At 68.3% G+C, this 22,435-nt stretch carries 19 protein-coding genes; 6 read left to right on the top strand and 13 right to left on the bottom strand.

The genetic code is table 11. The features are described from left to right. Positions 1–31: 31 nt before the first annotated feature. The 4 genes from C8D87_RS10890 to C8D87_RS10875 form a co-directional block, all read right to left on the bottom strand. Complete coding sequence (locus tag C8D87_RS10890) at positions 32–838, bottom strand: ESX secretion-associated protein EspG (RefSeq protein WP_109629369.1); 807 nt, start codon at positions 836–838, stop codon at positions 32–34. Then, positions 835–2,067, bottom strand: coding sequence for a PPE domain-containing protein (locus C8D87_RS10885; protein ID WP_112226567.1), 1,233 nt, complete (start codon positions 2,065–2,067; stop codon positions 835–837). The genes C8D87_RS10890 and C8D87_RS10885 overlap by 4 nt, the downstream gene beginning before the upstream one ends. Before the next feature lie 14 nt (positions 2,068–2,081). Continuing rightward, positions 2,082–2,453: a transcriptional regulator gene (locus tag C8D87_RS10880; RefSeq protein ID WP_112226566.1), complete on the bottom strand. Its 372-nt coding sequence runs from the start codon at positions 2,451–2,453 to the stop codon at positions 2,082–2,084. Positions 2,454–2,576: 123 nt separating this feature from the next. Continuing rightward, the gene (locus C8D87_RS10875; RefSeq protein ID WP_112226565.1) at positions 2,577–3,170 is read right to left on the bottom strand and encodes a DUF3558 domain-containing protein; all 594 of its coding nucleotides are present in this window, start codon (positions 3,168–3,170) and stop codon (positions 2,577–2,579) included. 150 nt (positions 3,171–3,320) lie between these two features. On the opposite strand from C8D87_RS10875, the gene C8D87_RS10870 reads away from it, so the two are divergent. Further along, entirely contained in the window at positions 3,321–5,966 is a 2,646-nt protein-coding gene (locus tag C8D87_RS10870; RefSeq protein ID WP_112226564.1) for a glycoside hydrolase family 2 protein, read from the top strand. On the opposite strand, the gene C8D87_RS10865 is transcribed toward C8D87_RS10870, so the two are convergent. The 3 genes from C8D87_RS10865 to C8D87_RS10855 are packed head-to-tail and all read right to left on the bottom strand — an operon-like array spanning position 5,959 to position 10,817. After that, entirely contained in the window at positions 5,959–7,758 is a 1,800-nt protein-coding gene (locus C8D87_RS10865; RefSeq protein WP_112226563.1) for a glycoside hydrolase family 15 protein, read from the bottom strand. The genes C8D87_RS10870 and C8D87_RS10865 overlap by 8 nt on opposite strands. Before the next feature lie 20 nt (positions 7,759–7,778). After that, positions 7,779–9,944, bottom strand: a complete 2,166-nt coding sequence (locus C8D87_RS10860; protein WP_215732282.1) for a putative bifunctional diguanylate cyclase/phosphodiesterase — start codon at positions 9,942–9,944, stop codon at positions 7,779–7,781. Positions 9,945–10,004: 60 nt separating this feature from the next. Then, positions 10,005–10,817: an SAM-dependent methyltransferase gene (locus C8D87_RS10855; protein WP_109629382.1), complete on the bottom strand. Its 813-nt coding sequence runs from the start codon at positions 10,815–10,817 to the stop codon at positions 10,005–10,007. A gap of 73 nt (positions 10,818–10,890) precedes the next feature. Here C8D87_RS10855 and C8D87_RS10850 point away from each other — a divergent pair, with 73 nt between their 5' ends. After that, a complete protein-coding gene (locus C8D87_RS10850; RefSeq protein ID WP_233442024.1) occupies positions 10,891–11,817 on the top strand; it encodes a pentapeptide repeat-containing protein in 927 nt (308 codons plus the stop codon). A gap of 920 nt (positions 11,818–12,737) precedes the next feature. Here C8D87_RS10850 and C8D87_RS10840 read toward each other — a convergent pair. Further along, positions 12,738–13,631: a LysR family transcriptional regulator gene (locus C8D87_RS10840; protein ID WP_109629384.1), complete on the bottom strand. Its 894-nt coding sequence runs from the start codon at positions 13,629–13,631 to the stop codon at positions 12,738–12,740. A 78-nt stretch (positions 13,632–13,709) separates the two neighbouring features. Between C8D87_RS10840 and C8D87_RS10835 the strand changes: the two genes are divergently transcribed. After that, a complete protein-coding gene (locus tag C8D87_RS10835) occupies positions 13,710–14,549 on the top strand; it encodes an aldo/keto reductase (protein WP_112227024.1) in 840 nt (279 codons plus the stop codon). A 42-nt stretch (positions 14,550–14,591) separates the two neighbouring features. After that, positions 14,592–15,383: a lysozyme gene (locus tag C8D87_RS10830; RefSeq protein ID WP_112226562.1), complete on the top strand. Its 792-nt coding sequence runs from the start codon at positions 14,592–14,594 to the stop codon at positions 15,381–15,383. Between the two features lie 57 nt (positions 15,384–15,440). Here C8D87_RS10830 and purL read toward each other — a convergent pair whose 3' ends face one another. Genes purL through purS form a run of 3 tightly spaced genes read right to left on the bottom strand, consistent with a single transcriptional unit; the run spans position 15,441 to position 18,600 of the window. Next, positions 15,441–17,693 (bottom strand): phosphoribosylformylglycinamidine synthase subunit PurL, encoded by a 2,253-nt coding sequence (gene purL, locus C8D87_RS10825; RefSeq protein WP_109629388.1) that lies wholly within the window; start codon positions 17,691–17,693, stop codon positions 15,441–15,443. Beyond that, a complete protein-coding gene (purQ, locus tag C8D87_RS10820) occupies positions 17,693–18,364 on the bottom strand; it encodes a phosphoribosylformylglycinamidine synthase subunit PurQ (protein ID WP_112226561.1) in 672 nt (223 codons plus the stop codon). The genes purL and purQ overlap by 1 nt, the downstream gene beginning before the upstream one ends. Beyond that, a complete protein-coding gene (purS, locus tag C8D87_RS10815; protein ID WP_030465889.1) occupies positions 18,361–18,600 on the bottom strand; it encodes a phosphoribosylformylglycinamidine synthase subunit PurS in 240 nt (79 codons plus the stop codon). Before purS ends, purQ begins: the two co-directional genes overlap by 4 nt. 427 nt (positions 18,601–19,027) lie before the next feature. Between purS and C8D87_RS10810 the strand changes: the two genes are divergently transcribed. Next, complete coding sequence (locus C8D87_RS10810) at positions 19,028–20,008, top strand: NAD-dependent epimerase/dehydratase family protein (protein WP_112227023.1); 981 nt, start codon at positions 19,028–19,030, stop codon at positions 20,006–20,008. On the opposite strand, the gene C8D87_RS10805 is transcribed toward C8D87_RS10810, so the two are convergent. After that, positions 19,992–20,945: a trypsin-like serine peptidase gene (locus tag C8D87_RS10805; RefSeq protein ID WP_170166391.1), complete on the bottom strand. Its 954-nt coding sequence runs from the start codon at positions 20,943–20,945 to the stop codon at positions 19,992–19,994. The genes C8D87_RS10810 and C8D87_RS10805 overlap by 17 nt on opposite strands. A gap of 252 nt (positions 20,946–21,197) precedes the next feature. On the opposite strand from C8D87_RS10805, the gene C8D87_RS10800 reads away from it, so the two are divergent. Next, the gene (locus tag C8D87_RS10800; RefSeq protein WP_112226559.1) at positions 21,198–21,821 is read left to right on the top strand and encodes an MBL fold metallo-hydrolase; all 624 of its coding nucleotides are present in this window, start codon (positions 21,198–21,200) and stop codon (positions 21,819–21,821) included. Here C8D87_RS10800 and C8D87_RS10795 read toward each other — a convergent pair. Further along, complete coding sequence (locus C8D87_RS10795; protein ID WP_112226558.1) at positions 21,784–22,434, bottom strand: polysaccharide deacetylase family protein; 651 nt, start codon at positions 22,432–22,434, stop codon at positions 21,784–21,786. The two genes, C8D87_RS10800 and C8D87_RS10795, sit on opposite strands and share 38 nt — an antisense overlap. Position 22,435: the final 1 nt, after the last annotated feature.

Raw genomic sequence — 22,435 nt, 5'->3', positions numbered from 1 at the left:
CACGGCGGCGGTGGTCAGATCAAACCAGACATCAGGCGCTCGCGGAACGAACCGCTTCCGAGATCAGCTCGTCCACCTGGTGCATCAGCCGGCGGGCGTCGGTCGGCGTGAACGTGCTCCACGGCGGCTGACCGTTCGACGAACGGCGTTGCTGCAGGTAGCGGCCTTCTTCGGTGTCGAAGAACGCGACCACGCGCTCGGGCCGCCAGCGCTTGCCGTACTTGTCCCTGGCGGCCGCGCCGAAGTTCCCGGTGTGCACCAGGCCGGTGAACATCTGCACCAGCGCCTTGGCGTCGGCCTCGCGCAGGCCGACGCCGCGGAACGCGGCCTCCATCGACTTGGGCGACCCGTCGGTCTGGGAGATCGCCTTCTCGATGTCCTCGCTGGGCAACGTCACCGAAAGACCGGTTCCGGCCGGGTGCGAGGGCAGCACGGACAGCACCGCAGAGGCGAGCCCGGAGCCCGCCCACGGCTGGAACGTCAGCTGGTCGTCCCTCAGCGTCGCGAGCGCGCCCCAGTCGCCGTTCGCGACGGCGAGAACGCGCAGGCTGTGGCCGATCCAGAGGCGGCCGTCCGCCTCCCGCTCCGGCTTGACGAACATGCGCAGCAGTCCGTCCAGTTCGGACGAAAGACCGCGCGAGTTGCCCAGGCGGCGGTGGTCCAACTGCTGGTAGACGCGGTTCTCGAGCTTGATCCGCTCGTCGCGCGTCTTACCGGGTGAGGGAACCTTCAGCACGAGCGGCATCGGTCCGACGTTCATCCGTTCCCACACCACGTCGAACTCCTCGGCGGAGAGAGTGATCGGCTCCCTCTCCGCCGGACCGCCGAACAGGCTCACTCCGAGAAGCCACCGATGACCGGCGGCGCGACCATGCGCTCGTCGCCGAACACGTCGTCGGTCTCGACCAGGTAGTCGGCCGACTTGTGCTCGAGGTCTTCCTCGCCCTCGCCCTTCTGGCCGTGCGCGCCACCAGCGCCCATGCCCGCACCCGCGGCACCGCCCTTGCCCGCGGCACCGGCGCCGGCACCCATGGCACCGCCGCGCATCGCGTCGGGCCCGGCACCCGTGCCGGGCATCATGCCGCCGGGCTTCATCGAGCCCTGGCCGGACGCACCGAGCGAGCCGGACATCGGCCCGAACGCCTTGCCGCCACCGAGCTGACCACCGCGAAGGCCACCGGAACCACCGCCGGGCACGCCCGTGGTCGGCCGGGTGAACACCGGGCCGGTCGTCACAGGAGGCTGCTGCGTGGGAGCCGGCGTCGGCTGCGGCAGGTGCGGCGGCGGAGTCGTCTGCACCGGGGGCGTCGTCGGAGGCTGCGTCCACGACGTGTGCGTGGTGCCGTCACCGGGAGGAGTCCACGGCTGCGCCACGTGCTGCTGGGTCGCCGGAGGCGTCCACGCCGGCGTGGTGTTGGTGCCGGTGGTGCCGGACGGCGAGTACGGGCCGGTCGAGGTGTAGCCGACGCGCGTGTTGGCGGTGCCGGACTCGCCAGGAGGCGGCGTGTCGATCACGACCTGCGGCGGCTGCGGGAACTCGCCGAGCGTCGAGGCGTTCCAGCGGCTGTCGGACTGGTAGTCCTCCATGACCTTGACGGCCTGGGCAGCGGCGTTGTCCGCGGCGGCTTCCTGCCGCTCGTGGTCCATCTGCTGTCCGACGACGTGCGCCATGCCGACCGGCCCGGTGAGCACGCCACCGGCGATGTCGAGGAAGCCGGGCTTCTCGGTCGTGACCGGGACGACCTCGGGCATCTTCTTGCGCGCGTCGGCGATGAACTCGCCCTGCAGCCGCGCGGAACTCTCCATCGTGGTCGCGCCGGTGTTCGCGTAGCCGGCCCACTGGGCGAGTGGCGACAGGGCGCCCTGAGCGGCCTCGGACGCGTCGGACTCCCAGTCCACGCCCATCTTGGTCAGCGAGGTGTGGAGATCCTCGTCGATCTGGGCGAGCGTGTCCGCGATGGTCTTCCAGCCCTGTTCCACCGGGATCGAGGCGGCGACGCCGGGACCGGAGTTGATCATCTTGTACAGCTCGGGGTGGCTGTACCCCTGGTAACGGTGCTCAGTCATCGGTCAGCCCCCTCTCAGCCCAGGTCCCGCTGGTGCTTGCCCCACATGGCCGTGTTGTCGCCCTCGACCTGGCGGTACTGCTCCTCGATCATCTTCAGCTGGTCGATCACGCCGACGAGCTGCTGCTTGTAGTACCGCAGCGCGGCCAGCGCCTTCCCCGAGGTCTGCTCGTTGAACGCCTTCGACGTCTCACTGCTGATCGGGTCGCCCGCCCACGGCTTGGTGGGCAAGTCGTCGACCGCTCGTTCGATCTTGTTCTCGAACTCCGCCAGCGCCTGCTCGAAAGCCTTCCTCGCCTGTGGAATGGCATGTGGTTCGACCCTCAGCTTGCGCTGACCGAACTCGGGTGGCAGCGACGAGCTACCTCCACCATCCGCGAGATGCACGGCACACCCTCCTCAGTACGGCCCACAGGGGACGGGCCGCGTGTGCTTTTGGGACGACTTTAGCTCTGATGCATTCCGCAGTTGACCGGTTCCCGGTAAAAGCGGAGTAGTTCTACTCAACCTTCACTTGGTCGCGAGGGCCGCACCAGCCGCGTTGGCGAGGGCCTTGGCCCGCTCGCACGCACCGTCCACAGTGGCGCTGCTGTCGCCGAACCCGGCAACTCCGTCCACCAGCAACAACTGCCCGTCGTTCGCGTCGATGTAGACCTCACAGGCACCGGCCGATCCCGGCGAATCCCGCTGGGTGAGGTAAGCGGGATACCCGGCGATCTGCAGGGAGGTGAGCTTGGCCTCACCAGTCGTCTGCTTGAGCCTGTCCACTCCGCCGTTCACCAGCGTGTGGATGTTGGCGATGTACTTGCGGTCCTCATAAGTCAGGTTGCAACGCTTGCTGCCCTCGCCGTACTCGGGCAGCGGGTTGCCCGGCTCGACAATGCGCAGGCCGAGGGTGGCCTTGGTCTCCGCGGTGATCAGCGAGCACGGGTCGAGCGTCTTGAGGTCGACGGCCTTCGGCCTGTTCACCGGGGCAGTTCCGGCCGAAGTTCCGGCCGTCGGCGTGCCACCGGTCTGGTTCCCCGCGGAAGGCGTGCCGGGTTCCTTCGCAGAACACCCGGTCAGGACCGCTGCCAGCACGAACGTGACGGCAAGTCGAAGCATGAAGGCCAACGTATCGGATCGGTGCGCACGGAGTGTTGCGGACGGTGTGTCTCGCGTCACCCGTAAGGCGCATTGCCGCTGACCTCACAAAAAGGAAACCTTCTTTACGATACCCCGAAGCGCCGCCGCCCCGATGCGTCGAGGAGCGACATGCTGCGCAACCGACCGCTGCCGACACTGGTCGTGGCCGCGGTGGGCCTGGCCCTGCTCGTGCCAGGCACCTCAGCCAACGCGGGGCCCGTGCCCGGCACGGGAGCGGCGCTGAACGTCGCCGCCAGCCCCGCAACGACCTCCACCGTCCCCGACTGGCGCCTGCAGAGCAGCGCGAAGGCGACGCAGGCCGGTGACGTGATCTCCGCTCCGGCCTATTCGGACACCGGGTGGATGACGGTGCCCGCGCGCTCCACCGTGATGGCCGGTCTGATCGCCAACAACAAGTACCCGGACGTCCGCTACTCGGAGAACCTCAAGCAGGTCAACGCCAACGACTTCAAGGTCCCCTGGTGGTACCGCAAGGTGTTCACCGCCGACCCGCAGCCGGGGGTCAACACGTTCCTCAAGCTCAACGGCGGCATCATCTCGCGCGGCGAGATCTGGTTGAACGGCACGAAGGTCGCGGGCACCGACCAGATCGTCGGCGCCTACCCGACGCACGAGTTCAACGTGACCTCGTTGCTGCGCAAGGGCGACAACGCCATCGCGATCAAGGCGTCGTCCTCCGACCCGCAGAACGACCTGCTGATCCACTTCATCGACTGGGCGCAGCTGCCGCCCGACCGCAACCAGGGCATCTTCCGCGACGTCCAGTTCGCCCAGAGCGGCCCGGTCTCGTTGCGCAACCCGCGGGTCGACTCCGACCTGCCGCTGCCGAGCCTGAGCAGCGCGAGGATCACCACGAAGGTCGACGCGCGCAACAACACGGGGCAGCCGGTGAACGCCGAGGTCACCGCCACCGTCGCGGGCCAGGTGTTCAAGCAGCAGGTGCAGCTGAACGCGAACCAGACCAAGACCGTCACGTTCACCCAGGACCTGCGGAACCCGCAGGTGTGGTGGCCGTTCCAGATGGGCGCGCAGCCGCTCTACCTGGCCACGCTCGCCGCGAACGTCGGCACCGCCGAGTCCGACACCGCGAAGACGACCTTCGGCGTCCGCGAGGTCACGTCGAGCATCCGCGGCAGCGGCAGGCAGTTCACGATCAACGGCAAGCCGTTCCTCGTCCGCGGCGGTGGCTGGGCGTCCGACCTGTTCCTGCGCACCGATCTCCGCTACATCGAGGACCAGCTCGACCTCGTCAAGGCGATGGGCATGAACACCATCCGCCTGGAGGGCAAGCCCGAGAACGACGAGCTCTACGACCTGGCGGACCGCAAGGGCATCATGCTGCTCACCGGCTGGGAGTGCTGCTCCAAGTGGGAGAAGTACGACTCGTTCGACGCCGAGGACAACCGCGTCGCCGGTCAGTCCGCGGAGAGCGAGGCCAAGCGCATCCGCAACCACCCGAGCATGATCGGGTTCATGATCGGATCCGACGCCGCACCCGGCGCGGGCCTGGAGAAGATCTACCTCGACGCGCTCAAGCGGGCCGAGTGGAACCTTCCGGTCATCTCGTCGGCGAAGAACCTCAGCTCGCCGCAGCTCGGCAACCCCGGCATGAAGATGGACGGCCCGTACTGGTGGGAGCCGCCGGTCTACTGGTTCAACAAGCAGAAGGGCGGCGCGGCCGGCTTCGCCTCCGAGATCGGCCCCGGCCCGACCATCCCCGAGATGGACGAGCTGAAGAAGTTCCTGTCCCAGGGCGAGATCGACAAGCTGACGAACTACAACGCGACGCAGTACCACCTGTCGCCGTCGTCGACGTTCAACAAGCTGACCTTCTGGGGCACGGCTCTCGACAACCGCTACGGCAAGCCGTCGAACGTCGAGGACCTCGTCCGCAAGGCGCAGCTCGCGAACTACGAGACGAACCGCGCGCAGTTCGAGGCGTTCGGCGACAACTTCAACGACGCCAGCAACCCGTCCACGGGTGTCATCTACTGGATGCTCAACAACGCGTGGCCGACGTTGTACTGGCACCTGTACGACTACTACCTCGCCACGGCGGGCTCGTACTTCGGCGCCAAGACCGGCATGCGGCCGTTGCACGCCCAGTACTCCTACGACGACAAGTCGCTGGCCGTGATGAACACCAGTCTGCAGAACGCCAACAACCACAAGCTGCAGATCACGCTGTTCAACCTCGACGGCACGCAGAAGGCCGACGAGACGCGCAACGTGAACGCCGCGGCCAACGGACCGACCAAGGTGGGCTCGCTGCCGCAGCCGTCCGGGCTGTCGACGACCTACTTCGTGCGCCTGCTGCTCAAGGACGCGGCCGGCAACGTGGTCGACCGCAACGTCTACTGGCTGTCCACCAAGGCCGACACGCTGAACTACGGCAGCTCCACCTGGTACCACACGCCGCAGTCCGGTTACGCGGACCTGAAGGGCCTCAACACGTTGAAGCCCGGCACGGTGTCCTCCACCGTGTCGACCGCGCCCGCCGGTGACGACAAGCAGGTCACCACGGTGACGCTGAAGAACACCGGCAGCACCGTGGCGTTCTTCGTGCGGGCGTCGCTGCGCAAGGGCCAGGGCGGTGCCGAGGTGCTGCCGACGCAGTGGAGCGACAACTACGTGACGCTGTGGCCGGGCGAGACCCTCACGCTGAAGGCCGAGTACCGGTCTTCGTCGCTCGGATCCGCCCAGCCCGTCGTGGAGATCTCCGGCCACAACGTGGCGAAGAAGTCCTTCAGCTGAGGTAGCGCTGCACGACGACGGACGGCCGCTCGACCGGTTCACCCCGGTCGAGCGACCACGCCAACCGCACGTACTGCGCGTGCGTCCAGGCGAGTGGGGTGGCCGAGGTGGTGCCGCGGCCACCCCACACCTGTTCCGGCAGCATGAGGCCGCTGTTGGCGGTCGCCGCGATCTCTTGCAAACGCTTGGCGGCACTGACCTTGTCACCGTTGAGCAGCTCGTACTCGCCGCGTTCACCTGACAGCAACGGCCACAGCCGCCCGTAGGTGCGCGTGGGTGTCGGCCAGTTGATGTTCCACGGCCTGCCGTCCGCGGTCTCGCCGTACCCGTCCTGCGTGAACCGGTGCCAGTAGCCCTGTTCCTTCAGCTGCCGGTCCACGACCCGCACGGTGTTGCGGATGACCGGGTCGCCGGCGCGCTTGAGGCCGAGCCGCACCAGTTCGAGGAAGCTCGGGTCGACGACCGCGCGCTGGTCGATGTCGTCCGGGTTGTTGTCGCCGAGGTTGTACCTGGTGCCCTCGTCCGGCTTGCCGTCCTTGGTGAGCCGCAGGTAGTACGGCTTGGGCTCGTACGGGCCGGTGCGCGTCGCGGTCCAGCCCTCCACCTTCCGCTGCCACTCGTCGGCGGCGGCGAGATACCTCTCGGCGTTCTCCCCGTTGCGCTGCAACAGGTCCGCGAAGCAGACGAGCCCGGCGACGACCGAGGCGATCGTGGCGGGCGAGTAGCCGCTCTGGTTCTCCCACCGCTCCTGCTCGCTGAACGGAGCGTTCGGGTAGCTCAGCAGGTAGTCGGCCGCCCTGCGGAGAGAGTCCACAGTGGACTTGTCCCGCCGGTCCAGGTGCCAGGCGAGCAACAGCGGTGCAGCGGTCTCGTCGAGCTGAACGCTGGTCCACACCGGCGTGCCGTCGACTCGCGTGTTCTGCGGCAGATGGCCGTCCGGCCGCTGCTGCTCACGCAGCATGAAGTCCAGTGAGCGCTCGGCGAAGCCGCGATCTCCCGCGGCGATCATGGCCGTCGACACGTGGTACAGGTCGCGCGGCCACACCAGCGCGTACGGTCCGAGCTCCGGTGCCAGTTCGCGGTCGAACCCGAAGGCCCACGGGAAGCTCGGTGACGCGATCGAGGCACCGGGGTTCGCCTTGTCCTCGGTCGCCGCCAGCACCATCACGGACATGTCGTAGAGCCGCCGGTCCGCGGACTTCGGCCGCTTCAGCCCGTCCAGGTACGCGCGCCAGCCCTGCGCGTACTCACGTTTCACCACGCCGAATCCACGATCCAGCGCGGCCTGGGCGACGCCCTCGCCGAACCCGACCGCGAACATCCCGTGAGCACGCCGCACCGGTTCGGTGGGCAACGTGCTGACGATCGTGCCGGCACCCTTCATCGGCACGTGCTCGACCGACAGCCGGACCGGTCGCTGCGCCGTGACCCGCACGTCCGCGAGCACGGCGGCGCGCTGCGGATCGGTGACGTAGGTGATCTCCGCCTGCCACCCGTCTCCGCGCAGCCGCTGCCGGAAGGTCAACGACCGGTCGTCGGCGGGCTCGGTGCGGGCCTGACCGGGTTTGCCGTCGACCAGCAGCCGCGTCTCACGGGTCGCCGGCGTGCTCAGGTCGGGGTGGAAGATCTCCGACAGGCCCTGGTGGCCCAGCGTGAACCAGACCGGGCTCGCCGCGGATCTGGCGGTGCCGAAAGCCTGTTTGTCGGCGGGCAGGGGAACGACGTCGGCGGCAGCGCGGACGACCGGTGTCATCACGACGAGCAGGAGCACGACCAAGGCCAATGACTTCATGGCCTTGGGAGTTCCCTGACCTAGAGATCACCACGCAGGAGGCTGTCGATGTCCTCCGGCGGTCCTGGCCGGGCGAAGAACCAGCCCTGACCGGTGTCGCAACCCAGCCTCAGCAGCCGCGCGGCCTGGGCCGGCGTCTCAACACCCTCCGCCGTGACGCCCAACGACAGCGCGTGCGCCAGCTGCACCAGCGTGGCGACGATCTGCGAGTCGACCGGGTCTTCCTCGGTCTCGGCCCGCAGCCCTTCCATGAACGAGCCGGCGATCTTCAGCTCGTGCACGGGCAGGTGCTTCAGGTAGGCCAGGTTCGAGTAACCGGTGCCGAAGTCGTCGATCGCGATGCGCACACCCATGTCGCACAACGCCCGCAGCGCCTCGAGCGGCTCGTCGGCGGTACCCATGATCGCCGACTCGGTCAGCTCCAGCTGCAGGTGGTGCGGCGGCAGCGCGCACTCGTCGAGGATCCGCTTGACGTCGCGGACCAGCTCGGGGTCGCGGGACTGGCGCACGGCGAGGTTCACCGACACGAACGGCGCCGCGTCGCCGAACTCCTCCAGCCAGCGCCGCGCCTCCTCGCAGGCCTTGCGCAGCACCCACCGTCCTAAGGGGACGATGAGGCCGGTCTCCTCCGCCAGCTCGATGAACCGGTCCGGCGCGAGCCGCCCGAACTCCGGGTGCTGCCAGCGCACCAGCGCCTCGACGCCGACGACCGTCGAGTCCTCCAGCCGCACCAGCGGCTGGTACTCGACGTAGAACTCGCCGCGTTCCAGGGCCCGCGGCATCGTCGCGGACAGCGTGAACCTGGCGACCTCGCGGGCGTTGCGCTCCGGGTCGTACAACGCCCAGCGCGCCTTGCCGTCCGCCTTCGCCCAGTACAGCGTGATGTCCGCGTCGCGCATCAGGTCAGCCGACGTCGTGCCGGACAGCTGGCGCTCGACGATGCCGATCGACGCCGAGACCGACAGCTCGTGGCCGGCGATGCGGATCGGTGCCTCCAGCTCGGTCAGCACCCGGTCCGCCACGTCGACGATGTCCTGCTCACCGGCCGAGCCCTCGACCAGGATCACGAACTCGTCGCCGCCCATGCGCGCGACCAGCTTGCCCTCGCCGGACACCGAGTGGTCGAGCCGACGGCCGACCTCGACCAGCAGCTGGTCTCCCGTGTCGTGACCGAGCGAGTCGTTGATGACCTTGAAGCCGTCCAGGTCGAGGTAGCAGAGGCCGGCGCGGACGTGCTTGGCGCGGTTGTTGAAGACGCGCCCGAGCCGTTCGAGGAACAGCGCCCGGTTCGGCAGCCCGGTCAGCGGGTCGTGCAGCGCCTGGTAGCGCAGACGGTTCTGCAGCAGGTGGCGATCGGTGACGTCCTCGATCATCGCGACCTGGTACTGCGGCTCGCCGTGGTCGTCGCGGACCAGCGACAGCGTCAGGTGCGTCCACACCTGCTCGCCGTCGGCGCGGTGAAAGCGCTTCTCGGCGCGGTAGTGGTCGCACTCGCCCGCGATGAGCTGGTCGTAGAGCCGCCACACGCTGCCCGCGTCCTCGGGGTGCATGAGGTCGCGCACGTTGTACTGGCGCATCTCCTCGACGCTGAACCCGAGCATGTCCTGCAGGGCCTGGTTGACGTCCAGTATCCGGCCCTCGATGTCGGCGATGCCGATGCCGATCGCGGCCTCGGTGAACATCGCGCGGAACCGGGCCTCCGACGCCCGCAGCATCGCCTCCGCCTGGTCACGGGCGTCCAGGACGGCCGCCCTGATCGCCTCCTGCTCGGCGAGCGTGCGTTCCCGCAGCGCGCGGGCGTAGCCGGCGGCCAGCGCGCCCTGCAGGGCGGCGAGACGGGACTGCAGGCGGTCGTCACCCGCGGAGCCCAGCTCGGCCAGCAGGTCGTCGCCGAGCAGCTGGATCGTGCGGCCCAGCGTGTCGGTGCCGGTGAAGTGCGCGTCGACCAGACGCGAGCCGACCTCGTAACCGGGTGCCGTGCGGAACGGGCTCGCGAACAGCGCCTCGACGAGCATCTCGGTGAGGTCCTGGAGGTGCTGCGCGACCTCGGCACGGGTCATCGGCACGTAACTCGAACCGATCACGGCCGTGGCCCAGCTACGCGCGAACGACTCGGCACCGGCCAAAACGGCCGGGTCCAAAGGAGAGCGGTCGTCACGCACCCGGTGGTCAACCCGTTCGGTCATCTGTTCGGCCCTAACGCCACGAACGCGCAGCATACGGGCGGTCGCCGTATGGAGTCACCTCTACACCTTCCGGCCTACCGCCCCGAAGGCGGGAAACGGCCTCTCGAACTCATCGAGGTCGTCCGGTGACTCAGGGTGCCAGGCGGGTAAGCGCACCACTCCGGGCTCGACCAGTTCGAAGCCGTCGAGCAGACGGCTGAACTCGGCCTTGTTGCGGTACGTCATCTGGGTGACGCTGCGGTCGTACATCGCTCGCGCCGCCCGGTAGGAACCCGTCTCCTCGTCGGCCTCGTAGCCAGCGTGCGAGACGGCGATGAAGCTGCCGGGAGCGAGCCGGTCGCGGTAGCCGCCGATGATGACCGCCGGCTTCTCCTCATCCGAGACGAAATGCAGCAGGGCGATCATCAGCACCGCGATCGGCTCGTCGAAGTCGAGCAGGCCGTTCACCTCGGGCGAGGCGAGCACCGCCGCGGGGTCGCGCACGTCCGCCTGCAACACGTTCACCCGATCGTTGCCGGTGAGCAGCGACCGGCTGTGCGCGACGGCGACCGGGTCGATGTCGACGTAGACGATCTTCGTGGCCGGGTCGGCGGCCTGGGCGATCTCGTGCACGTTCCCCACGGTCGGAATGCCGGAGCCGAGGTCGAGGAACTGCCGGACACCCTGGCCGAGCAGGTACCGGACGCTCCGGCGGAGGAAAGAGCGGTGGTTCAGGATGACGTTGCGCAGCTCCGGCATGAACTCCAGAGCCTTCTGCCCCACCGCGCGGTCGGCGGCGAAGTTGTGCGCGCCGCCCAGCCAGTAGTCGTACACCCGTGCGACGCTCGGCCGTTCCAGGTCGATGTCTCCCGGCGCCCAGTTCGGCCGCTCCACCTGCTCACCTCAGTTCGCGTTCGGACCCGTTCCAGCCCATCATGCACGGCCTGCTTGGCAGAATGCCGACCTCGTGAGGTTCCTGTGGGGCAACGGCGAACGCAAGCACCGCCGACAGAAAAATTTGCTGCTACCGACCGTTCTCGGGTCGCTTGGAGCGTTTGCGCTGGTCGGGGGCCTGCTGCTACTCGTCGATCCCGGCGCGCCGAAACACGAGGCCATCAAGACCGGTGGGCTTGCGGGCGGCGCGATCGTGGCGCTCTACGCGTTGTGGCTCAACGACCGGCGACGGCGGGTCGAGGAGGCCCGGCAGGACCTCGAGAGCCAGCGCATCGACCACGACGGGTCCCGTGTGGCCGACGAACGGTTCGCGCGCGCTGTGGAGCTGCTGGGACACGACGCGGCACAGGTCCGCGTGGGCGCGATGCACGCGCTCGCCGGCCTCGCCAAGTCCCGGACGGAGTACACGCAGACCGTGCTGGACATCCTCTGCGCCTACCTGCGCCGGCCGTTCAAGCGCAACGACGATGACGAGGACCCCTACAGCGAGGAGCAGAACGAGATCGAGCTGGAGGTCAGGCTGACCTCGCAGCGGCTGATCGAGGACCTGCTGCCGCGCGCCGAGGAGAAAGACCCGGTCCACTACGACCTCAACCTCACCAAGGCGCACCTGCACTACATGGACCTGTCGTACCGGCAGGTCGGCGACCTGGTGCTGCGAGTCGCGCACCTGAACGAGTCCAACGCGTTCCACCACATGGTGATCCACGGCAACGTGTACTTCACCGAGGCCGAGGTGAACGGCCGGTTCTACATGCACCACACCGAGTGCCGCCGCAAGGCCTGGTTCAGCCGGTTCAGGGCGCGCGGGCTCGCGGTGTTCACCGACACGAAGTTCCTGGGCGAGACCAAGTTCAAGGACTCGGAGTGGGCGGACGTGAAGGCCGACGGCTGTACGTTCGCGGTGGAGGCCGAGCTGCCAGAGGCGTGGAGGAACTGAGCGTGAAGAGGTTCTGGGAGCGCAATCCCTGGCTGACGGCCGTCGTGATGGCACTGGTCGTCACCGCGGGCACCGGCGTGGCGCTGAGGCTCGCGAAGACGCCGGCGATCGAGATCGTGAAGACCGCCGGGGTGGCGGGCGGTGCGATCGTCGCGCTGTACGCGTTGTGGCTCAACGACCGGCGCCGCCGCGTGGAGGAGGCACGGCACAGCCTGGAGAGCGAGAAGGTCGCCGACGAACGGTTCGCGCGTTCGGTCGAGCTGCTGGGCAACGATGCCGACCAGGTGCGCGTGGGTGCAATGCACGCGTTGGCGTGGCTGGCGAGGTCGACCCCTCGCTACCGGCAGACCGTGCTCGACGTCCTGTGCGCTTACCTGCGCCGGCCCTTCCACCACCCGTCGTGGGACGCAAACGAAGCAGATCCCGACACGGTGTTCCTGGAGGAGGCGCCGAGCACGGAGGTGCAACAGGAGCAGCAGGTCCGACGCACCGCCCAGCGGTTGATCAAGGACACGCTGTCGTGGGGCGACAAGGACGACCACGACCACCTCGACCTGGACCTGACCGGCGCGAGCCTCGAGTACTTCTCGCTGGACGGCAGGCACGTCAACCGGTTCGTCGCCCGGCGGGCGCAGTTCTACGGCATCACGAACCTGCGGAACATGCACGTGCAGAGCGTCACGCTGTTCTCCGGAGGCGCCTTCCACGGCAGGTTGCAGCTGTCCAACTCGAAGTTCGACCGCGGGGTCTCGTTCCAGGAGGTCACCTTCGGCGGTGAGGTCGAGCTGAGCGCCCCGAAGCTCGGCACTGCCGAGCTCGGCGTCTTCTTCCACCCGTCCAACCAGCCGCCCGCACACCAGACCGGTGAGCTGAAGATCCGTCCGAAGACGGAGTTCCGCCTGCCCGCAACGGGTTGGCAGCTAACCGGCAGCACGGAGGCGGCCGGACTTGGCCTCCGCGACCATGTCGAGCAGGACGCTCGCGGCGGCGCTGACGGTGTTGCCGGTGACGACCACGGTCTCGGCAACGGGCGCGTCCCCGCGAAGGCCGACGAAGTGCGCACGGGTGGACTTGACGGCGAAGGACTGCGGGACTAGCGCGACACCGAGCCCGAACCCCACGAAGTCGAGCAGTGAGTGCACGTCGTTGACCTCGACGGCGACGTGCCGCTCCACGCCTGCCGCGGTGAGCGTGCGATCGACCTCGTCCCGCGTGCCCCAGTCGGCGTTGAAGTCGACGAACGGCTGACCGTCCAGTTCGGACAGCTCGATGGAATCCCTGGTGGCGAACGGACTTTCCGGCGCACACGCGAGCACGAGCGGTTCACTGGCCAAAGTGGACACCCGCAGGTCGTCGGCCATCTTCGGCTGACGCGTGACGAACGCGAGGTCGAGCCGTCCCGCGCGGACCTCCTCGACCAGCTCGGCGTTGCCGGACTGGCGCATCCTGAGCTCCACGCCGGGGTGGATCTCGTGGAACCGCGCCAGCACCGCGGGCAGGTGCACCACGTGCAGGCACTGCAGGCTGCCGACGGACAACGTGCCGCGCAGCAGCCCCTGCACCGCGGCGACCGCGTCCTTGGCCGACTCGACGCTGCCGAGCGCACGCCGGGCCTCCGGCAGCAGGGCCCGTCCGGCCTGGGTCAGCTCGACCTGGCGGGTGGTGCGCAGGAACAGCGGCGCGCCGAGCTCGACCTCCAGCGCGCGGATCGACGCCGAGAGGCCCGACTGCGAGACGTGCATCCGGCGGGCGGCCCTGGTGAAGTGGCACTCGTCGGCGACCGCGAGGAAGTGCTCCAGCTGTCTGAGTTCCATGATTCATCACCCACAGTGCTCAATGGGATCACTTCTCTGCGTTGGACAGCTTAATCGAGGTGGTCCAGAGTGGAGTTCATGCAGAAGCGTCGTATCGGAGAAGTGGAAGTCAGCGCCATCGGCCTGGGCGGCATGCCCGTCTCCATCCAGGGGAGGCCGGACCGCGCGCAGGCGATCGAGACCATTCACGCCGCGCTCGACGCGGGCGTGACGTTCATCGACACCGCCGACGCCTACTCGCTCGACGACAGCGACTTCGGCCACAACGAGGAGCTGATCGCCGAGGCGTTGCGCGGCAGGCCGGAGGAGGTGTTCGTCGCGACGAAGGGCGGTCACACCCGCGAGCCGGGCGGTGGCTGGGGCCTCGACGGGCGGCCCGAGTACCTGCGCAAGGCCGTCGACGGGTCGTTGCGGCGGCTCGGCGTCGACCAGATCTTCCTGTACCAGTTCCACCGGCCGGACCCGCAGGTGCCGATCGCCGAGTCCGTCGGCGCGCTGAAGGAGCTGCTGGACAACGGCAAGATCCGGTACGCGGGTGTCTCCAACTTCAACCCCGACGAGATCGTGCTGGCCAACGACATCCTGGGCGGGCGGCTCGCGGCCGTGCAGAACCAGTTCTCGCCGTCGTTCCGGTCGAGCGAGCCGGAGCTGGAGCTGTGCGACAAGCTCGGCATCGCGTTCCTGCCGTGGAGCCCGTTCGGTGGCATCAGCAAGGCGGGCGCGTTGAGCGGTCCGTTCAAGGAGGTCGGCGACGCGCACGGCGTGAGCGCGCACCAGGCCTGCCTCGCGTGGATGCTGGCGAAGTCAGAAGTGGTAGTCCCCATTCCGGGTGCTTCGCGACCGGCGAGCATCCGCGATTCCGCAGCGGCCACCCACCTGGAGTTGACCGCGGAGGAGCTGGCCCGCCTGGACGGGTGATGCCGGTGGCCGATTGGTCCAGATGGTCGGACCATCTACTCCATGCGGACCTTGATCAGCATCGTGGCGATCGTCGCCGGCATCACGCCGGCTCCCGCGTCCGCGGCGCCCTTGCCAGAGGGCTCCGCGGACCACTTCGCGGGTTCTCAGATACTCAAACACGAAGGTGCAGGCGATCTGCGAACAGCGGAGTCGCCACCGACAGACGGCAAAGTGCCCGGCATGGACGTCAGCAGCCACCAGGGTGACGTCGACTGGAAGTCCTCGTGGGGCAAAGGAGCCCGGTTCGCCTACGTCAAGGCGACCGAGGGAACCCACTACCGGAACCCGAAGTTCACCCAGCAGTACAACGGTTCCTACGACGTCGGCATGATCCGCGGCGCGTACCACTTCGCGCTGCCGGACCGGTCCGACGGGGCCAAGCAGGCGAACTTCTTCGTGGACAACGGCGGTGGCTGGTCACCGGACGGCAGGACGCTGCCGCCGGCGTTGGACATGGAGTACAACCCGTACGGCGACACCTGCTACAAGATGAGCCAGGAGGCGATGACCGCCTGGGTGAAGGCGTTCAGCGACACGGTCTTCGCGCGCACCAAGCGGCATCCGATGATCTACACGTCCACGAGCTGGTGGAACAAGTGCGTCGGCGGCTCGGTGAAGTTCGGCGACAACAACCCGTTGTGGGTCGCGCACTACAACTCGAAGCTCGGGCCGTTGCCGATGGGTTTCGAGTTCCACACGATCTGGCAGTGGCAGGCCGCCGGGCTCTTCCCCGGCGACCAGAACCTGTTCAACGGCAAGTTCGAGCAGCTGCAGCGGATCGCCGCGAGCTGACCGCGTCTGCAAGTACCACCAGCCCGCGGTTGGTGGTACTTGCAGACGCTCATACAGCTAGTCGAACAGTGCCGGGAGGGTGCCCTCCCAGGCCTCGCGGAGCTCGTCGAGCGGGAGCTCACCGAGGCCCTGGATCTCCAGGGCGTTCGACTCCGGGTCGACGACGCCGACCTTGCGCCACGGCAGAGCGCGCGCGGTGCACATGTCGGTGAAGCGCTGCTCCTCGGTCCGCGGCACGGCGACCAGCACGCGGCCGGCGGACTCGCTGAACAGCGCGGTGAACAGGTCGCCCTCGAGGAAGACCCGCGCACCCGTCTCGCCGATCAGGCACGTCTCGACCAGCGCCTGGGCCAGACCGCCCTCCGAGAGGTCGTGCGCGGCCGAGACCATGCCGTCACGGGAACCCGCGACGAGGACCTGGCCGAGCAGCTTCTCGCGTTGCAGGTCGACCTTCGGCGGCAGACCGCCGAGGTGGCCGTGGACGTGGTGCGCCCACTCCGACCCGCCGAACTCCTCACGCGTCTCGCCGAGCAGCAGCAGCGTCTCGCCGGCCTCTGCCCCGATCCCGGTGGGGATGCGGCGCCGCACGTCGTCGATCACGCCCAGCACGCCCACGACCGGCGTCGGCAGGATCGCCGTGGAACCGGTCTGGTTGTAGAAGCTGACGTTGCCGCCGGTCACCGGGATGCCCAGCTCCGCGCAGCCGTCCGCGAGGCCCTTCACGGCCTGCTCGAACTGCCACATGACACCGGGGTCCTCCGGCGAGCCGAAGTTGAGGCAGTTGGTGACGGCGACCGGCGTGGCACCGGTGGCCGCGACGTTGCGGTAGGCCTCGGCGAGCGCGAGTTTGGCGCCCTCGTACGGGTCGAGCTTGGTGTAGCGGCCGTTGCAGTCCGTCGAGAGGGCGACGCCGCGGTGCGTCTCCTCGTCGATCCGGATCATGCCGCCGTCGCTGGGCTGCGCGAGGACCGTGTTGCCCCGCACGTACCGGTCGTACTGCTGCGTGACCCACTTCTTGGAGGCCAGGTTGGGGCTGGCCGCCATGGTCTTGACGAGCTCCAGCAGGTTCTCCGGCCTCGGCAGGCTGTCCGGCGTGTTGGCCTGCAGCTCGTCCTGGTCGGCCGGGCGCTGGATCGGCCGGTGGTAGACCGGGCCCTCGTGGGCGACGGTGCGCGGCGGCACGTCCACGACGACCTCGCCGTGGTACGTGATCACCAGGCGGTCGCCGTCGGTCACCTCACCGATCTCGGTGGCGATGACGTCCCACTTCCGGCAGACCTCCATGAACGCCTCGACGTTGCCCGGCTCGACGACCGCGCACATGCGTTCCTGGGACTCGCTGGAGAGGATCTCCGCGGGGGTCATGCCGGTGGCCCGCAGCGGGACGCGTTCCAGGTAGACGTGCATGCCACCGTCACCGGCGGACGCCAGCTCACTCGTCGCGCAGGACAGTCCCGCGCCGCCGAGGTCCTGGATGCCGACGACGATGCCCTTCTCGAAGAGCTCCAGCGAGCACTCGATCAGCACCTTCTCCGTGAACGGGTCGCCCACCTGGACGCTCGGCAGCTTCTTGCGCTTGCCGGCGCTGTCGTCGAACGTCTCGCTCGCCAGGACACTCACGCCACCGATGCCGTCGAGGCCGGTGCGCGCGCCGTAGAGGATGACCTTGTTGCCGGTGCCCGACGCGTGCGCGAGGTGCAGGTCCTCCACGCGCATCGCACCCACGCACAGGGCGTTGACCAGCGGGTTGCCCTGGTACGACTCGTCGAAGACAACCTCGCCGCCGATGTTCGGCAGACCGAGGCAGTTCCCGTAACCGCCGACACCCGCGACGATGCCGGGCAGCACGCGCCTGGTGTCCGCCGCGTCGGGCCTGCCGAACCGCAGCGGGTCCATGACCGCGAGCGGACGCGCACCCATGGCGAGGATGTCGCGCACGATGCCGCCGACCCCCGTGGCCGCGCCCTGGTAGGGCTCGACGTACGACGGGTGGTTGTGGCTCTCGACCTTGAACGTGACCGCCCAGCCGTCACCGACGTCGACGACGCCGGCGTTCTCGCCGATGCCCGCGAGCATCTTGCTGCGCATCTCGTCGGTCGTGGTCTCGCCGAAGTACTTCAGGTGCACCTTGGACGACTTGTAGGAGCAGTGCTCACTCCACATGACCGAGTACATCGCGAGCTCGGCGTCCGTCGGGCGGCGCTGGAGGATCTCCCTGATGCGCGCGTACTCGTCGTCCTTCAGGCCCAGCTCCCTGTAGGGCTGCTCCTGGTCGGGCGTGTTCTCCGCGTTCTTGACGGTGTCGATCATCAGGCCTTCACCACCGTGTCGAGCAGGGACAGGAACATGCCCAGCCCGTCGTCGGTCGGGCCGGTGAGCGCGTCGATGGCGTGCTCGGGGTGCGGCATGAGGCCGACGACGTTGCCCTTGGCGTTGGTGATGCCCGCGATGTTGTTGCGGCTGCCGTTCGGGTTCTCGCCGACGTACCGGAAGACGACCCTGCCGTTGTCCTCGAGCTCGTCGAGGGTCTTCTGATCGGCCTGGTAACCGCCCTCGCCGGACTTCAGCGGCACGAGGATCTCGGCCTTTTCGTCGTAGCGGGTCGTCCAGGCGGTCGTGTTGTTCTCGACGCTGAGCCACTGGTCGCGGCAGACGAAGTGCAGCTTGTGGTTGCGGACCAGCGCACCCGGCAGCAGGTGGGCCTCGGCGAGGATCTGGAAGCCGTTGCAGATGCCGAGCACCGGCATCCCCTTGTTCGCGGCCTCGATCACTTCCTGCATGACCGGCGCGAACCGCGCGATGGCACCACACCGCAGGTAGTCGCCGTACGAGAAGCCACCGGGCACAACCACCGCGTCGACGCCCTTGAGGTCGTGATCACCGTGCCACAGCGGCACAGCTTCCCCGTCGGCGTACCTCACGGCCCTCTGCGCGTCGACGTCGTCGAGCGTGCCGGGGAAGGTGATGACGCCGACCCTCATGCCTCGACCCTGCGCACGGTCCAGTCCTCGATCACCGGGTTGGCGAGGAAGGTCTCCGCGATCTTGGCGAGCGTGGCGTCGTCGACGTCGTCGGCGACCTCCAGCTCGAAGTGCTTGCCCTGGCGGACGGCGGTGATGCCGTCAAACCCGAGGCGCGGCAGCGCGTTCGCCACCGCCTGTCCTTGGGGATCGAGAATTTCGGGCTTCGGCATGACGTCGACGACGACTCGGGCCACGACAGACTGCTCCCGTGTTCGAGGGGCTGGCGGTACTTCGGGAGCCTACCTGACCTGCGTGTTCATCAACTCGACACGTGTTCGGCGGCACATCCGCGCGGGGCTGCACCATCGAGTGCTGACCATGTGCTCGTAGCTGAGTTGCGACTTCGTGGCTTCTTGCCCAGCACACCGCGAATGGTGCGCACGTCGTGAATGTCGCGGTCTTCACGCGTGTCCAACGCGAGGCAGATCTCCCGGATCAACGTGGACAGCGGCCAGCAGGTACGTGTTGTTTCGCCGGGACTCGTCGACGAAGGCGTGCAGACTCACGAAACGTTCATCGACCGGGACCGAACGATACTTCCGCGAGTCCAGCCGATCGAGCTGTTACGCCGAAAGCAGAGAACGCTGGCACTTCCGCCGGATCGGACGGAAGCTGGAGATCATGAAGATCCTGGTGCTCGGCGGAACCGTGTTCCTCAGCAAGGCGATCACGGCGGAGGCCGTCCGCCGCGGCCACGACGTCGTGTGCGCGGCCCGCGGTGCCTCTGGCGCTGTGCCGGAAGGGGCACGCCTGGTCTCGGTCGACAGAAACAAACCCGGTGCGTTCGACCAGCTCGCCGGGGAGCAGTTCGACTCGGTGATCGACGTGGCCAAGTACTCGGTGAACTGGGTTCGGGACGCGTTGGAGGCGTTCGGGCCGACGACGCCGCACTGGACCTTCGTGTCGAGCATCTCGGTCTACGCCGATCACTCGACGGGCAGCGACGAGCTCCTCCCGCCCCTCGAGGACGACCCGGCGGCCGAGTTCACGGCGGAGCGGTACGGCAGCATCAAGGTGGCGAGTGAGAACGCGGTCAAGGAGGCCGTGCGAGGCCGCGAGTTCATCGTCAGGGCCGGACTGATCACCGGGCCGGGCGACCCCAGCGACAGGTTCGGGTACTGGCCCGCGCGGCTCAGCAAGGGCGGGCGGGTGGCTGTGCCGGACAGTCCCGATCTGGGGGTCCAGCACATCGACGTGCGGGATCTGGCGCAGTGGATCGTCTTCGCGGCCGAGGAGCGGGTGACGGGCACGTACGACTCGACCGGGCCGGTGATGCCGTTCCAGATGGCGATCGGGGAGATCGCGGGGGCCACCGCGCCTCCCGGCACCCAGCTCGTCCCGGTGCCGGAGAGCGTGCTGGAGGAGCTGCAGATCAACCCGTGGTCCGGGCCGCGGTCCATTCCGCTGTGGCTGCCGCGGGAGTGGGCCAGGATGACCGGTCGCGATGTCAGCAACGCGCTGGCGAACGGGCTCAGGACCAGGCCGCTGGCCGAGACCGCGCTCGACTCGCTGGAGTACGAGCGCGGCCTCGGGCTGGATCGGCCTCGCAAGGCCGGGCTGACCCCAGCCGAGGAGGAGGAAATCCTTACAGCAGTGGGTTGATCTGCGCGGCGACGAGGTCGATGCGCACGCCCTGGTTCGGGCAGCCGCCGAAGTGGTGGAGCCCGATCACCTTGTGCGTGCGCCTCGACAGCACCGGCGAGCCGGACGAGCCGCCTTCGGTGTCGCACATGTAGCTGATGTCGGACTGCGACGAGCTGCCGTTCACGCGCACCGCGCGCACGACGCAGTAGCCGCCGCCGTTGTTGTTGTCGCGCAACGACAACTTCTTCAGCTTCCCGGCCGGGTGGCCGATGATGTACATCTCTTCACCCACGGCCGGAACGCGCGCGTCCAGTTCGAGGTAACCGAACGAGGTGATGGTCTCGAAGTTCCTCACGCTGAAGAGCGTGTAGTCGAGGCCGGCGTTGGTCTTCAGCACGCGGTCCGCCATCACCTTGGTAACGGTGGCCGAAGTGGTGCCGCCGCAGGTCGGGCACTGGTAGTTGAACCAGACCTCGATGCCGTTCGTGCTGGTGAAGCAGTGGTTGTTGGTGAGCATGTGGTTCTTCGGGCCGACTCGCCACCCAGTGCACAGAGAGCTGCCGTTGCGCAGCAGCTTCGCGACCGACGCGGTCTTGCCGAACTCTGTCGGGTTGCTGGACCGGTAGCAGACCGCGTCCTTGTAGTCGTTCGTGCCGCAGATGCTCTGCACGGACGGCTGCGAGGACATCTCGGCCTCGGTGTAGCCGCGCGTGATCTTGTCGATCCGCACCCGGCTGAGCGGGTTGTTCACCGACACCACGGCCTTGTCGCCGGTGATCGACATGGCCCAGAAGCCGGACCTGTCGATCGTGGCGGTCAGGGAGGCCTTCAGATCCCGCGTGTACGTGTACTTCTCGGTGCCGTCAGGGTTCGACACCGTGAGCACGTCGCCCGGCAGGATTCTCACGTCGGTGAAGTGGATCTTGACGTAACCGGATCCAGGCCGTTCGATCATGGTTGAACGGGACTTTCCACCCACGCGGACCGAGAGCGACTCCTCGGTGCCGATCTCCTGCGACTGAGGCGCCTGCGATTGGGGCGCCAGAGCCTGAGCAGGTGTAGAGGTGGTGGTTGCAGGGACAAAGGACGTCATCGGCAGGGCGAGCGCCAGTGCCGTGAGGAGCTGCAGGGTTTTCCTCATGCTCTTTGATACTTCCGACGTCACCTGACCGTGTCAGCCCGCCGAACGTCGGTAATGGAGGAATCCATGCGAGTTGTCCACTTCGGTCATGCCTGTGTGTTGCTGGACACCGGGTCGACGCGCATCCTGATCGACCCCGGCACGTTCTCCGCCGGGTTCGAGGACGTGAAGGACCTGGACGCGGTGCTGATCACGCACCAGCACTTCGATCACCTGGACACCGAGAAGCTGCCCGCGCTGCTCAGGGCCAACCCGCAGGCGCAGCTGATCGTCGACGAGGGGTCGGCGCCCAGCGTCGAAAATCCGACGGTCGCCCGGCCGGGTGACGTGCTGAAGGTCGGCGACACGACGGTCAAGGTCGTCGGCGGTCAGCACGCCGTGATCCACGAGGACATCCCGATCGTGCCGAACACCGGTTACGTGATCGGCGACGGCGCGTTCTACCACCCCGGCGACGCGCTCTTCGTGCCAGACGAGGACGTCGACGTGCTGGGCCTGCCCTCCGGCGCGCCGTGGATGCGCACCGGCGAGGCGGTCGACTTCATGCGCGCGATCAAGCCGCGCGTGGCCGTGCCGATCCACGAGGCGGTCCTCGCGATGCCGGAGATGGCCTACCGGCACTTCGAGAACCTCAAGCCGGCGGGAACCGAGGTCAGGCCGCTGCCTCGTGGCGAGGAGACGGCAGTCTGACGTACGTGGTCGGCGCGGCGTCGTGGGCGAGCGCGATGTCCACGGCGTCGAGCACGGCCTGCCGCGCGCCGGGCCGGTGCAGGTCGCGGGCGTCCACGGTGATCCGGGTCAGCCCACCGCGCCGCGCGGACCGTGCCGTCGCGTAGACCAGCGCCAGCGACCGCAGCTCACCGAAGCTGCTGCGTTCGGTCAGCGCGTGCAACCGGCCGATGGTCGCGAGCCCGGTGCCGAGGTCGCGGACGGCGTGGGCGTCGGCGCAGCGGTTGAACCGGTGCTTGGCCAGCGCGATCAACGTCCCGGGCGACGCCACACAACGCCGTGGCGCGAACGTGTCGGCGTTGAGCCCGATGGCTTCCATCTGCACACGCGCGCCCGTGAGCAGCAGGCCTGCCTCGTATGCGGGCAGCCGCCGCTGGCCGAGACCGTGCAGCACGATGGCGTCGCCGAGCGCGGCACGTTGCCGCACCCATTCCTGCGCCACGCCGAGCTCGCGGGGTACCACGAGCAGCGACAACGGCACCTTCCGCGGGTCGAGTGCCGCGGCGAGATCAGCGCATCGGTCGAGTGTCTGCGGACCGATGCCGGACAGTGAGACCACGAGCTGTGAGTGCACG

This window comes from Lentzea atacamensis, assembly GCF_003269295.1.
GTDB classification, from domain to species: Bacteria; Actinomycetota; Actinomycetes; order Mycobacteriales; family Pseudonocardiaceae; genus Lentzea; species Lentzea atacamensis.
This window is presented reverse-complemented; position numbering and strand designations above follow the sequence as displayed.

Coding starts and splice junctions, on each gene's coding strand:
- C8D87_RS10875 (WP_112226565.1), bottom strand. CDS start 3,170: ATGCTTCGACTTGCCGTCACGTTCGTGCTGGCAGCGGTCCTGACCGGG.
- C8D87_RS10800 (WP_112226559.1), top strand. CDS start 21,198: ATGCGAGTTGTCCACTTCGGTCATGCCTGTGTGTTGCTGGACACCGGG.
- C8D87_RS10805 (WP_170166391.1), bottom strand. CDS start 20,945: ATGATCGAACGGCCTGGATCCGGTTACGTCAAGATCCACTTCACCGAC.
- C8D87_RS10885 (WP_112226567.1), bottom strand. CDS start 2,067: ATGACTGAGCACCGTTACCAGGGGTACAGCCACCCCGAGCTGTACAAG.
- C8D87_RS10830 (WP_112226562.1), top strand. CDS start 14,592: ATGCGGACCTTGATCAGCATCGTGGCGATCGTCGCCGGCATCACGCCG.
- C8D87_RS10870 (WP_112226564.1), top strand. CDS start 3,321: ATGCTGCGCAACCGACCGCTGCCGACACTGGTCGTGGCCGCGGTGGGC.
- C8D87_RS10860 (WP_215732282.1), bottom strand. CDS start 9,944: ATGACCGAACGGGTTGACCACCGGGTGCGTGACGACCGCTCTCCTTTG.
- purL (WP_109629388.1), bottom strand. CDS start 17,693: ATGATCGACACCGTCAAGAACGCGGAGAACACGCCCGACCAGGAGCAG.
- C8D87_RS10865 (WP_112226563.1), bottom strand. CDS start 7,758: ATGAAGTCATTGGCCTTGGTCGTGCTCCTGCTCGTCGTGATGACACCG.
- C8D87_RS10835 (WP_112227024.1), top strand. CDS start 13,710: ATGCAGAAGCGTCGTATCGGAGAAGTGGAAGTCAGCGCCATCGGCCTG.
- C8D87_RS10810 (WP_112227023.1), top strand. CDS start 19,028: ATGAAGATCCTGGTGCTCGGCGGAACCGTGTTCCTCAGCAAGGCGATC.
- purQ (WP_112226561.1), bottom strand. CDS start 18,364: ATGAGGGTCGGCGTCATCACCTTCCCCGGCACGCTCGACGACGTCGAC.
- C8D87_RS10840 (WP_109629384.1), bottom strand. CDS start 13,631: ATGGAACTCAGACAGCTGGAGCACTTCCTCGCGGTCGCCGACGAGTGC.